10 protein-coding genes are annotated in these 12,824 nt (G+C 44.2%); 6 read left to right on the forward strand and 4 right to left on the reverse strand.

Features of this window, described 5'->3' with window-relative positions; translation table 11 throughout:
* The 3 genes from GX419_01000 to GX419_01010 all read left to right on the forward strand — a co-directional run.
* Positions 1-447 (forward strand): 1-(5-phosphoribosyl)-5-[(5-phosphoribosylamino)methylideneamino]imidazole-4-carboxamide isomerase (locus GX419_01000; protein NLI23269.1); only part of this gene is annotated, 447 nt, incomplete at its 5' end.
* Positions 437-1,192, forward strand: a complete 756-nt coding sequence (gene hisF / locus GX419_01005; protein ID NLI23270.1) for an imidazole glycerol phosphate synthase subunit HisF — start codon at positions 437-439, stop codon at positions 1,190-1,192. The genes GX419_01000 and hisF, both read left to right, overlap by 11 nt.
* 7 nt (positions 1,193-1,199) lie before the next feature.
* Positions 1,200-1,793, forward strand: coding sequence for a bifunctional phosphoribosyl-AMP cyclohydrolase/phosphoribosyl-ATP diphosphatase HisIE (locus GX419_01010; GenBank protein NLI23271.1), 594 nt, complete (start codon positions 1,200-1,202; stop codon positions 1,791-1,793).
* Between the two features lie 26 nt (positions 1,794-1,819).
* Here GX419_01010 and GX419_01015 read toward each other — a convergent pair whose 3' ends face one another.
* The 4 genes from GX419_01015 to rocD form a co-directional block, all read right to left on the reverse strand.
* Positions 1,820-2,179: a response regulator gene (locus tag GX419_01015; GenBank protein NLI23272.1), complete on the reverse strand. Its 360-nt coding sequence runs from the start codon at positions 2,177-2,179 to the stop codon at positions 1,820-1,822.
* An 18-nt stretch (positions 2,180-2,197) separates the two neighbouring features.
* Positions 2,198-3,997, reverse strand: coding sequence for a PAS domain S-box protein (locus GX419_01020; GenBank protein NLI23273.1), 1,800 nt, complete (start codon positions 3,995-3,997; stop codon positions 2,198-2,200).
* A gap of 169 nt (positions 3,998-4,166) precedes the next feature.
* Positions 4,167-6,194 (reverse strand): M13 family metallopeptidase, encoded by a 2,028-nt coding sequence (locus tag GX419_01025; GenBank protein ID NLI23274.1) that lies wholly within the window; start codon positions 6,192-6,194, stop codon positions 4,167-4,169.
* Between the two features lie 53 nt (positions 6,195-6,247).
* Positions 6,248-7,459 carry an ornithine--oxo-acid transaminase gene (rocD, locus tag GX419_01030; protein ID NLI23275.1) on the reverse strand — a complete coding sequence of 404 codons (1,212 nt, stop codon included), beginning with the start codon at positions 7,457-7,459 and terminating at the stop codon, positions 6,248-6,250.
* Positions 7,460-7,634: 175 nt separating this feature from the next.
* On the opposite strand from rocD, the gene GX419_01035 reads away from it, so the two are divergent.
* The 3 genes from GX419_01035 to GX419_01045 all read left to right on the forward strand — a co-directional run.
* Positions 7,635-8,189 carry a nitroreductase gene (locus GX419_01035; protein ID NLI23276.1) on the forward strand — a complete coding sequence of 185 codons (555 nt, stop codon included), beginning with the start codon at positions 7,635-7,637 and terminating at the stop codon, positions 8,187-8,189.
* Between the two features lie 278 nt (positions 8,190-8,467).
* Entirely contained in the window at positions 8,468-11,362 is a 2,895-nt protein-coding gene (locus GX419_01040; protein ID NLI23277.1) for a TonB-dependent receptor, read from the forward strand.
* A 562-nt stretch (positions 11,363-11,924) separates the two neighbouring features.
* Positions 11,925-12,824, forward strand: a 900-nt coding sequence (locus tag GX419_01045) for a hypothetical protein (protein ID NLI23278.1), incomplete at its 3' end; no start/stop codon positions are given.

Consider the following 12,824-nt stretch of genomic DNA (forward strand, 5'->3'; position numbering starts at 1 on the left):
CTGGGAGCAGAACGTATTGTTGCAGGCAGTGCAGCTGCTACGGATACTGAACTGGTTAAAAACTGGCTGAGGGAATTCGGGCCAGATAAAATAGTGGTGGGTGCCGATATCAGGGATTTCAAAATTGCCGTGCATGGCTGGTCAGATACAAGCGACTGGAATCTGAATGATTTTCTGGCTTTCTGGCTGAAGGAAGGAGCAAAATACTTTCTGTGCACCGATATATCGCGCGACGGTCTTTTGAAAGGCCCTGCCGTGGATTTATACAAACAGTTAAAAAAACAGTTTCCTGAAGCTTTTCTGATTGCCAGCGGAGGCGTAGCCTGCTATGACGACCTGGTTGAACTGCAAAAGGCCGGCGTCGATGCGGCGATCATAGGCAAAGCCTTCTATGAAGGAAAGATTTCACTGAACGAAATGCAAACATTCATTGCACATGCTAGCTAAACGTATTATCCCCTGCCTTGATGTGAAAGACGGTAAGACCGTCAAGGGTGTTAAATTTCTGAATATTCAGGAGGCCGGTGACCCGGTGGAACTCGGCAGCCGGTATTCCGAGCAGGGAGCCGATGAACTGGTTTACCTCGATATTACTGCCAGCCATGAAGGTCGTAAGCTGTTTCATGACCTGGTGCGCCGTATTGCCCGCCACCTGAATATACCTTTTACGGTAGGTGGCGGTATTTCTGAACTGTCCGATGCCGAAGCCCTGCTGATGGCAGGAGCCGACAAAATATCCATAAATACTTCGGCTGTGCTGAACCCCGGATTGATTACTTCCCTGGCTCAAAATTTCGGAACCCAGTTTGTAGTTGTAGCTATAGATGCCCTTTTTGAAAACGGCCAATGGACAGTATATACCCACGGAGGACGCAAACAGACGGAAAAAGAACTGTTCAGCTGGGCCAGGGAGGCTCAGGAACGTGGTGCCGGAGAAATTCTTTTTACCTCCATGAACCACGACGGCACCAAAAATGGGTATGCAGTTGAGGCACTGGCTATGCTTTCCGGTCAGCTTTCCATTCCTGTTATAGCATCAGGCGGGGCGGGCAATATGGAACATTTTGCCGAGGTATTTACGGCCGGAAAAGCCGATGCAGCACTAGCAGCCAGCGTTTTTCATTATGGCGAAATACCCCTGCCGGCACTCAAAAAATACCTTGCCGAAAGAAATATCCCTGTACGAATATAAAGAGTTTATGCAACCTGATTTTTCAAAACTCGGAGGGCTTGTCCCTGCCGTCATTCAGAGCGCTTCCACCAAAAACATACTGATGGTTGGTTTTATGAATCAAGAAGCGTATAAAAAAACCCTGTCCACCGGATTGGTTACCTTTTTTAGCCGTACCCGCAATAAGCTGTGGACCAAAGGGGAAGAAAGCGGACATTTCCTGAAGGTGATTAGCGTCCATGCCGATTGTGATAACGATACACTCCTGGTTCTTGCCGAACCAAATGGTCCTACCTGCCATCTCGGAAACGAATCGTGTTTTGCCGATACCCGCTATACAGGTATCTCGTTCCTCATTGATCTGGAGGCTGTAATAGAATCCAGAAAACGCGAAATGCCTGAAAATTCCTATACTACCCAGCTCTTCCGGGAAGGTGTTAACCGGATAGCGCAGAAAGTAGGAGAGGAGGCAGTGGAAGTGGTAGTGGAGGCAATCAATAACAACAGGGAAAGATTATTGAATGAAGCGGCCGACCTGATATACCATTTTCTGGTGCTCCTTGCTTCAAAGAACCTGAAACTGGAGGATGTGGTTGATATCCTTCAGAAACGCCACGGATAAATGTTGGCCGGCAAATAATGCTAACATTACTGTTTTTCTATCGCTTCCAGCAATGTCTCGATGGAAAACGGTTTGGTAAGAATGACATCGGCCCCAAGTTTCCTTGCGGTGGCAAGATGATCATTGGCGCTGATACGCCCCCCTCCTGAAATGGCTATGATTCTGGGCTTCGGCTGAAGTTTTTTTGCATGCAGAAGAACTTCTATCCCATCTGCCTCGGGCATAATGATGTCTGTTATGATTACATCAGGAACAAACACCTGCAGGGCTTTGATGGCTTCATTTCCGTTACTCGCAGTATATACTGCATAACCCTCATCTGCCAATGCTTCCTGAATGCCTTCCCTGACCAGTTTTTCATCATCTACTACCAGTATCTGCTTCATTTTTCTTAATATGTCCGTTTATTCCTTTTTATTAGCTAATGGTAAAAATATTTTCATGATAGTGCCTTCCCCGGGATGGCTTTTAACCTGTATTTCACCATTGTATTTCTTCACAAGATTGTGCACAATGTATAATCCCAGGCCGGTACCAAGTCCTACATCCTTGGTGGTGAAAAAAGGTTCGAATATCCGGTTGATATTCTTTTCACTGATGCCACAGCCACTATCTTCAACATGGATTATGGCATACCGTTCAGGATGATTTTCATTTCCGCTCTTTATTTGTGTTTCATCGGCATAGGCACAGCGCACAACAATGGATAACCTGCCTTTTCCTTCCATCGCATGAATGGCATTGGTGATCAGATTCTGGATAATCTGGTGCAAATGGACAGGGTTCACATTCACAAAACCGCAATCATCCAGTTCTGCATTGAAATCAATTGCTTCCGGTATGGTGTCTTTGATCAGGTCAAGAATATTGCTTACCATCTCCTTCAGGTTGATATCTTCCCGGTGATCATCCGGATAATTTGTGAAGGACACGATTTGCTGAAGCAATTGCTTTCCGCGTTCCTGGGCCAGAAGAATTTTCTCCAGGTTTTTTCTCAATTTATTGTTATTTCCTGCTTCTTTCAGCGCCATTTCGGTATATAACTGCATTCCCAGAATAAGGTTGTTGAAATCATGCGCAATGCCGCCCGCAAGTGTTCCTATGGCCTGAAGCTTTTCGGCCTGTTTCAGCCTCTCTTCCAGCTGATGCGGTTCGGTAATGTCTTCTATAATACCGTCATAATAAATTTGACCATCAGGACTTTTATACACCTTTCCCCTGTCTTTTACAATAATTTGTGTTCCGTCTTTCCGTTTGAGATGAATTTCCGGCTGGTAGTATTCTCTGCCAGGTTCATGATATTGCAGGAGTTTTTCCCTTTCACCCGGTTCACTGTAAAAATCCTGCACCGGATGGGCAAATATTTCCTCCGGAGAATCGTATCCCAGCATGTTGATGAAAGCCCGATTGGCAAACAGGAGTTTTCCTTCGCGACTGGTACGGTAAATACCTACCGGAAGCCGGTTTGTTAATGACCGGTATTTTTCTTCACTTTCCAGGAGTGCTTCTTCTGCCTGCTTGATGGCTGAAATGTCCACAACAAATCCTCTGAAACCCTCCGGTTTTCCATCCTGGTATTTTACATCGGAGTATATCAGAACGGGTATTGTTGAACCATCTTTTCTTCTTGCAACATATGAATTTCCCTTAATTGCTTCTCCCGAAAGAAGTTTTTTTATGTTTTCTTTTAAGCGTGGCTGATCTTCAGGAACAATCAGATCAAAGGCATTGATTTTGTCATCCTTTGTATAGCCGAATATTTTGTAGGAACTCTCATTAAGGAACAAAAAATTCCCTTCCATATCAATTTCAAAAACTGTTTCAGGCAGAAGCTGGGCAAACTCCTTGAATTGCGAGTTGCTTTTCTGCAGTTCCTCCATCATCTGGTGGTGCCGCGTGGAATCAAAACCAAGGCAGGCAATTCCGTCAAATTTTCCTTCATGTTCAATTGCCCACCAGATACAGTTCAGGTAAAGGCTGTTGCCATTGGCACTTTGAATACGTACTTCGATAAAACTTTTTCGCGAATGATCCTCTTCCCATGGTGTCCTGAGCGATTTTTCCGGCCCAATAAAATCCGCCAACCGGTAAATATGTTCTTCCGGCCTGCAACCTGAAAAAGACAAGCCTTCCTGATTGATATAGGAAAGACGGAGAAACCGGTTGAATTCGCAATAAATAACAGGAGAACGCTGAAACAACATTCTCAAAAAATCCCTCTCAGAACGGGATATCCGGTATGAATCGTTCTGAAACTGCATCAACCTGATTGGCGGGATAAATATACAAAAGAGCTTTTGTTATCCAACGAACTAAAAAGCCTGTTGGTGTAAACAACCAACAGGCTTTACTATTGTATTCTGATTGAGATACTTACCAGATAACAGCCCGTTCTTCTTCCGGCAGATACATCGGATCTCCCGGCTTAATATCAAACGATTTATAAAATTCGGGCATGTTGCGCAGAGGGCCGTTCACCCTGAATCTTCCGAGACTGTGCACATCTTCTTTGGTCCGGCGAAGGATTTCCTGATCCCTTATATTCTGAGCCCATACATGTGCATAGCCAAGGAAAAAACGTTGATCCGGTGTAAATCCGTCAATTCTGGTATTGCTCTTCCCTTCCTCCGTCATTTTGAAGGCAGTATAGGCAACATTAAGACCTCCCAGATCGGCAATATTCTCTCCCAAAGTCAGTTTGCCGTTTGCATGGGTTGAATCAAGCACAACATACTGATCGTATTGCTTTACGAGTATTTCGGTCCGTTCATTGAAGCGTTTGGCATCTTCCGGAGTCCACCATTCACTTAAATTCCCATCCTTATCAAATTTACGCCCTTCATCGTCAAAGCCATGCGTCATTTCATGTCCTATTACCATGCCTATCGCTCCGTAATTCACTGCATCGTCAGCTGTCATAGAGAAGAAGGGTGGCTGAAGAATTCCGGCCGGGAAAACAATTTCATTGTTCGATGGATTATAATAAGCATTAACCGTTTGCGGCGTCATTTGCCATTCCATCGGATCAACGGGCTTGTTAACCTTGGAAAGCATATAAGCCCGGTTGAACCGCTCTGCTTCGATTACATTTTCAATGTAACTGCTTTCTCCAACTTTCAGTTCCGAATAATCACGCCATTTATCCGGGTACCCGATTTTTACCTTCATGGCAGCAAGTTTCTCCAGTGCCTTCTGTTTGGTGGTATCACTCATCCAGGTTAGATTCTGTATGCGCTCTCCCAGAGCTTTCCGCAGATTCTCAACCAGGGTGAGCATCCGTTGTTTTGCTTCCGGAGGGAAATATTCCTTGACGTATGCTTCTCCTATAGCCTCGCCAAGGGCATAACTGGCTGTATTCAGAACCCGTTTCCAGCGTGGCTGCATCTCCTCTTTTCCCGACATTGTCTTTCCGTAAAAAGCAAAATGGGCTTGTTCAAATGGTTCGCTGACGTAAGGGGCTGATTCGTTCAGCACATTCCAGCAGAAATAAAGTTTCCATGTTTCCACAGGAACCTTATTAAGCAATTCGCCGGCAGCTTTAAAGAAATCCGGCTGGGCTACATTCACTTCTCCCGGGTCGGTTACGCCGATCCCTTCAAAGTACCTCTTCCACGATATCTGAGGTACTTCCTTCTGCAGTTGGGCCAGCGACATTTTATGGTACACATTATCCGGATCGCGCATGGCAAGCCGCGACATGGATGCTTTGGCGAGCTGGGTTTCCAGATCAAAAATCAAACGGGCAGCTTCCCTGGCTTCTTTCTCATTCTTGCCCGATAATGTGAAGATTGTAGTGATATAATCAAGATATTTCTCCCTGATTTCCTTCATGCGGACATTATCCTCAAGATAATAATCCCGGTCAGGCATTCCCAGTCCGCCTTGCCATAACCATGCCAGCATCCACCGGCTGTTTTTGCTGTCAGCCTCAGCAAATATATTGAACAGTGGACTTATAGAATGCGCATGCATGCTGATAAGGAATTCCTTAACTTCCTCGCGGCTTTTTATCCCTTCTATTTGTTTCAGCAACGGTTCCAGTGGCTTAATCCCCGCCTGATTGATGGCTGCTGTATCCATCCCTGTTTTCAGAAATAGCCCAATCTTCGCAGCAACCGGATCATCCGATCCTGCTGTTTTTGCCATCTTTTCCGTGAGTTTTCTCAGTGCTTCAAGATTTTCTTCCTGCAGCTTGTCAAACGTTCCATATCGGCTGTATTCCGGCTTCAGAGGATTCTTTTGCATCCAGCCTCCGTTGGCAAACTGATAAAAATCAGTGCCCGGCTGCACCGAAAGATCCATGTCCGTCTTGTCAATACCTGTATACTTATTTTCTTTCATACATGAGGTCACTAAACTGATAAAAAGAAGAATTAAACCGAAATGGCACACTGAGCGTATTTTATGTTCTCGCTTCATATAAAAAGTTTTTATGGATCTGCAACTTTTGTCAATCAATTAAACTGCAGAAGGGTTTTCTTGATAATATCCAGGGCTTCCCTCAGCTGTTCCTCTGTTATTACCAGAGGCGGAGCAAAACGGATGATATGCTGATGCGTCGGTTTGGCCAGCAATCCGTTTTCCTTCAGTGCCAGGCAAACATCCCAGGCTTCCTTTCCGTTTTTTGGCCGAATAACAATAGCATTCAGCAATCCTTTTCCCCTGACGATTTCAACCATCTCATGCCGGAACGATTTTAATTCCTGCCGGAAGATTTCGCCAAGCCGGGCTGCATTTTCCGGAAGCTTCTCGTCACGGATTACTTCAAGCGCCGCAATGGCAACCTTGGCAGCAAGAGGATTCCCTCCAAATGTGGATCCATGCTCGCCAGGTTTGATGCACAACATGATATCATCATCGGCCAGCACGGCTGATATTGGCATTACCCCACCACTCAATGCCTTACCAAGAATGAGTATGTCGGGCCGCACCCCTTCATGATCGCAACAAAGCATTTTTCCTGTACGCCCGATCCCTGTCTGCACTTCATCGGCAATGAATAAAACATTCTTCTTCCGGCACAGCTCATAAGCCTTTTTAATATATCCTTCGTCAGGAACATATACGCCCGCCTCCCCCTGAATGGGCTCTACCAGAAATCCTGCTACATTCGGATTCTCAAGAGCTTTCTCAAGCGCCGGAATATTGTTGTAGGGTATCTTTATAAAACCGGGCGTATAGGGACCGAAACCCTTGTATGAATCCGGGTCAGTTGACATGGAAATAACCGTGATGGTGCGGCCATGGAAATTTCCCTCACATACAATAATCTGGGCTTCATTTTCCGGTATTCCCTTCTTTTCATAGGCCCATTTACGGCATAGTTTCAGGGCAGTTTCATCTCCTTCTGCACCGGTGTTCATGGGCAATACCTTGTCATATCCAAAGTACCGGGTGACAAATTCTTCATATTCCCCTAATGCACTGTTATAAAAAGCCCTTGACGTAAGTGTGAGCTTCTTGGCCTGGTTAACCAAAGCATTGATAATTTTGGGATGGCAATGCCCCTGATTTACTGCTGAATAGGCTGAAAGAAAATCAAAGTACCTTCTTCCGTCTGTATCCCATACATACACTCCTTCACCCCGGTCCAATACCACCGGCAACGGATGATAATTATGTGCTCCGTACTTGTTCTCTCTTTCAATGTAATCCTTTGCTGTCATAGTCGTGATGTTTAAAAAATTCAAACCTGTATTTAAAGCGTCAAATTTATATGTATTTTATTGAATCGCAGGAGAATTTTTATCATGTTTTTTAATTTTTTGTTCATCCGTTACGAATCGCTACCTTTGAATTGATTACAGTTACTTATGATACGAAACAGAAAATCCTGCTCCTATGCCAGTTAATGATCTGATACTCCGGCGTCATTCTGCCCTGGCCTTTTCGCCAGAACCTCTTGATGAGGAAACCCTCGGAAGTTTGTTTGAAGCGGCTCGCTGGGCACCCTCTTCATCCAACCTCCAGCCATGGCTGTTTCTATATGCTCAATCCAATCAGAATGACTTGTTTCAGGCCATTCTGTCGGCACTTAACGAAGGAAACCGCATCTGGGCAAAGAATGCCTCATTGCTGGTTGTAACATTGGCCAGAATTGTTACGGAGAAAAACACACCCAATCCTTATGCATGGCACGACTGCGGACTTGCTTTGCAGAACCTTCTCCTGCAGGCAACCTCTCTCGGCCTTGCCGCTCACCCTATGGCGGGCTTTGACCGGCCAAAACTTGTCAATGTTTTACAGATCCCCGATTTCTTCCAGCCGGTTACCGTAACTGCAGTCGGTTGGCCGGGAAATCCTGACCAGCTTCCGGAGTACCTCCGCCAGCGATCCCGGAATCCCCGAAACAGAAAAGAAACCGGGGAAATTGTTCGAAATGCGTTTTTTAAATGAACAGACTTACCTTATTATAATCTGGTATCTCGACTCCAGTTATTGTTGCCGGTGACTATCATTTATTCTCCATCACATCGCTTTTTCCATTTGCCGGTTTGTTGACGACGTATTCTTCCTTATTGTGTTGCCTTAAGATAAAAATAGCATTAAGTTAAGTTTAATCTTTTCTTAATCCGTCAAGGCGTATCTGCCAATAATTTACCATAACTTAATAATGCTTTCATGTTTGCATGAAGCATGAAAAGTTTCTTTGCACTGAAGAAATTCATTCTCTTATGAAATATATTGTAAAGTTGTTGCAGATTTTTGTCACTTTGTCCCTTTTTGCCTTTGAAGCCCATGGTCAGACTGGTACAATACAGGGTACAATTAGCGATGCAAAAACAGGTGAGTCTCTCATTGGCACCAACATCGTGCTCCAGGGCACTTATACCGGAACCACATCTGACCTTGACGGTAATTTCCGGCTTTCAAATGTTAATCCGGGTACATACAACCTTGTTGTTTCCTATATTTCTTATAACCAGCAAATAATCCGTGTAACAGTTAAGGCCAACGAAACAACCCGGGTAGATGTCAGGCTCGAACCGGCAACTCTGGAGATCGAGTCAGTAAAGGTGACGGCAACACGCCGCACCAACACAGAAATGGCACTCATCAGCAGCCTGAAAGCAAGCAACGTGGTTGCCAACGGCATATCCAATCAGCAGATCATCCGTTCACAGGATAAGGATGCTTCGGAAGTAGTGCGCCGCGTGCCAGGCATTACCATCCGCGATGGCCGGTTTGTTATTGTCCGGGGTCTGGTGGAACGCTACAATGTTACCTGGCTGAACGGAATCCCTGCTCCAAGCTCTGAACCGGATATGCGTTCCTTTTCCTTTGACCTGATTCCCTCAAACCAGATTGATAATATTGTGATTTATAAAACACCGGCACCTGAGTTGCCTGCCGATTTTGCAGGCGCCGCAATCCAGATATCTTCCCTTGGATTTTCCGAAAAAAATAGTGTTGGCATTAGTTATTCGGCAGGTTATGTTGAGGGGACTACCTTTAAAACATACTATAAATATCAGGGAGGAAAATATGACTGGCTTGGGTTTGATGACGGTACAAGGGCAATCCCAGACGGATTTCCTTCTACTAAGGAATTCAGGGCTCTTGCTTCGAATTCTTCAGCAGAGGATAAACAAAAAATTCAGGAACTGGGCCGAAGTTTCAGTAAAATCTGGACCCCTTATGCAATCCGGTCAGCTCCCATGAACCATACCGTCAATTTCACCGTATCGCACTATTTTTTGCTGGGAAAGACCTCTCTGGGTCTTGTTTCTTCCGTTCTCTACAACAAAACAACTGATTCTGACCATATATTACGAAAGGGGTATCAGGCGTATAATACCATCCTTGATAAATCAAACCCTTACTACGTTTACTACGATGATAAATACAAAGAAACAGCCAGAACCGGAGCCCTTCTCAACCTGAATTATGTTTTTGGTAATAACCAGAAAATCGAATTCAGAAATCTGATCAATCAGCAGGGGGCTTCATCAACCACCCTGCGTACCGGACAAAATTTTTACGGCGGAAACTTCGAAAAAAACTATGAACTCGATTATCAGTCACGGCTTACTTTTTCCTCAACCCTTGGAGGGAAACATACCTTATTCAATCAGTTGACTGCATTTGACTGGGCAATTGGCTATGCCTATGCTGATCAGAACAGACCCGATATCCGTCGGGTGCAAACTTCCCTCTCAGGCGACCTGGATCCAAAAATGGATCCTTTCCGGATCGGTGTCAATTTTAATGCCGACCCTAAATTGCTTGGACGTCTGTTCCTTCAGAACTATGAACATCTTAAAAACGTTAATCTGAATCTCTCCCAGAAAATTCCGTTAGGTAATTTTGTTCCTGAAGTCAAAGCGGGTTTTCTGTATACCGATTTGAGGCGAAATTTCAAAGCCAGAAATATAGGATTTGCCTTTGCCAATATCTTTAAATTTAACTGGAATCTTACTAAACTGCCGGTTGACTCTGTTGCCTTTTCCCCTCAATTCTTTTCTACAATAAGAGATTTGTTTGCTGATGAAAACATCAACCCGGAAACCGGACTTAAAATTGATGAATCAACAAATAAATCAGATTCATACAATGCACGGAACGAAACATATGCTGCATATGCCGGAATATTGATTCCTTTGTTCAACAAGATTAAAATTTACACCGGCGTTCGCTACGAAAATAATTCCCAGAACCTTTCGGGATTCCTCGAAACCGGCGACAGCATTGTAGTCAGGAACATTTTCAAGGACCTTTTCCCTTCAGTTAACGTAGCCTACAATGTTACAGACAATATTTTATTACGTTTTGCCTATGGAAAAACGGTCAATCGGCCTGAATTCAGAGAAATAAGCCCGTTTGCCTTTTTCGATTTTGATGAAAATGCAAGCATATACGGAAATCCGAACCTCAAAAATGCTTATATTCATAATACCGATCTCCGTTTTGAATGGTACCCTTCTCAGGGAGAAATTGTCTCCCTTGGTATTTTTAATAAAAATTTTGTGCAACCAATTGAAAAACAATTGGTTAATGTTGGAACAGGGTACAACTATACATTCCGTAATGCCAGGTCGGCTTATTCAAGAGGAGTTGAACTCGAAGTGCGAAAAACTTTTCAGTTTCTGGAAAACTCCCCTTCGTTTGTGCATCTGCTGAAAGATTTTACACTGATTTTAAACGGATCTGTAATTCAAAGCCGTATCAATAACCCCGATCCGAATGAAAGGGATTCAATTCGGCCTCTCCAGGGACAATCGCCCTATATTATAAACGCCGGCTTGTACTACCAGCAGGAAAAATCCGGAATATCTGTAACCGCTCTCTACAATGTTATCGGAAAACGCATAGACTACATCGGGGATCTGGAAACTCCTCATATCTGGGAAATGCCTTTTCATTCCCTTGATTTAACTGTCAGTAAAAAAATCGGCCGGTTTGTTACACTAAAACTGGGAGCTAAAAATATTCTTGATCAAACGGTCATTTTCCAGCAATACGAAGAACCCTTATTGAAAAATATGGAGCAAAAAGTAACCCGGATTCAGACTACCAGAAAATTTGTTCCCGGTCGCCAGTTCTCTGTTGGCGTTTCCCTTTTGTTCTAATGCCAGTCTGAAAGAAAGCTCAACCGGAAAAAGTGCTGATCAGGCATATGAGGGTTGATTTTTCAATCCATATTCCGGCAGAGCGGTAGAGCTTTCGTTTCGTCTTTCCCGCAATAAAAAATTTTTAAGAACCAAATCACACTAAAATAATTAAACCAAAGGGGCGGCATTATTGGCTGTGTCATAATGCCACCCCTTCGGGGTTCTAATTGATTTTCCTGATGGATTTTTCTACAATAATGCCATCCTTTCGTGATTGGATCAGTATTGTACAACATTTCGAAATAGGAATCAAGACGATATAGTATTAGTCGGGATAATACATAGTAGCAGTGAAGCAAACTTAAGGTGTTGCGGGTTGAATTGCAAAGCAGGCATCCGGGCAAATCCCGCTGAAACGAAGTGGAAGCGGCCATTGCGGCACATTGTGCATTTTTTAATGCGCAATGTGGATTAATTTAATCTTAAGCATTTTGATGGATTCATGCATAAATAAAAGTCCCTTAAAATTGACTTAATACCCTAAGCCTACTTTTGTTCCGTAACCAAAATTTTATCTTTTATGAAAAAACTTGTACTTGTTGCTATCGCGCTTATCCTTTTTTATTCAGGAATCAAAGCGCAAAACATTAGCAATCCGTTCTTTGACCAGGTTCTCTTCAGGGGAGCTTTTGGTACGACCAACTGGACAGAAGGCTGGGCAAACTGGGATCCCCAGAATACAAACTATGCCCCTGCCAATAAAATCATTCCGGGAGGAGATATTTCGCAAAATCAGGTGTGGAAAAATTCTCCCCTTCTTAAAAAAGCTGATTTCACTGATCAGGATGTAAATACTGCTTTTTTTGAAAAGGTTGATTTTATAGGGGCCTTCGGAACAACTGACTGGACAGAAGGCTGGGCAAACTGGGATCCTCAGAATACAACATATGGTGCTCCAACGGTTACTGTCCCTGGAGGCGATATTTCTGCCAACACAACCTGGACAAAAAACAATGTCTATCTTCTTGACGGCTGGGTCTATGTTATTGACGGGGTTACCCTTACCATTGAGCCGGGAACGGTTATCCGCGGCAGCAAGGCCAATAAAGGTGCTCTGATTGTTGAACCGGGGGGCAAAATCATTGCCAGAGGCACAAAAGAACAGCCGATCGTTTTCACTTCGAATGAACCCGCTGGTAGCCGAAGTTATGGCGACTGGGGCGGACTGGTGGTTTGCGGACGGGCAAAGGTGAACAAGGCAAATCCTCAGATCGAAGGTGGTCCACGTACTGTCTATGGTGGTAACGACGATGCTGATAGTTCCGGTATACTTTCTTACATCAGAATAGAGTTCCCCGGAATCGCTTTCCAGCCCGATAAGGAAATCAATGGATTAACCCTCGGCGGTGTTGGTTCCAAAACCCAGATTGACCATATTCAGGTTTCTTATTGTGGCGATGATTCATACGAATGGTTTGGC

It is taken from the genome of Bacteroidales bacterium (genome assembly GCA_012517825.1).
Lineage (GTDB): Bacteria > Bacteroidota > Bacteroidia > Bacteroidales > JAAYUG01 > JAAYUG01.

Excerpts from the sequence above, each read along its gene's own strand:
- hisF (NLI23270.1), top strand. The coding sequence starts at position 437 with ATGCTAGCTAAACGTATTATCCCCTGCCTTGATGTGAAAGACGGTAAG.
- GX419_01010 (NLI23271.1), top strand. The coding sequence starts at position 1,200 with ATGCAACCTGATTTTTCAAAACTCGGAGGGCTTGTCCCTGCCGTCATT.
- GX419_01015 (NLI23272.1), bottom strand. The coding sequence starts at position 2,179 with ATGAAGCAGATACTGGTAGTAGATGATGAAAAACTGGTCAGGGAAGGC.
- GX419_01020 (NLI23273.1), bottom strand. The coding sequence starts at position 3,997 with ATGTTGTTTCAGCGTTCTCCTGTTATTTATTGCGAATTCAACCGGTTT.
- rocD (NLI23275.1), bottom strand. The coding sequence starts at position 7,459 with ATGACAGCAAAGGATTACATTGAAAGAGAGAACAAGTACGGAGCACAT.
- GX419_01035 (NLI23276.1), top strand. The coding sequence starts at position 7,635 with ATGCCAGTTAATGATCTGATACTCCGGCGTCATTCTGCCCTGGCCTTT.
- GX419_01040 (NLI23277.1), top strand. The coding sequence starts at position 8,468 with ATGAAATATATTGTAAAGTTGTTGCAGATTTTTGTCACTTTGTCCCTT.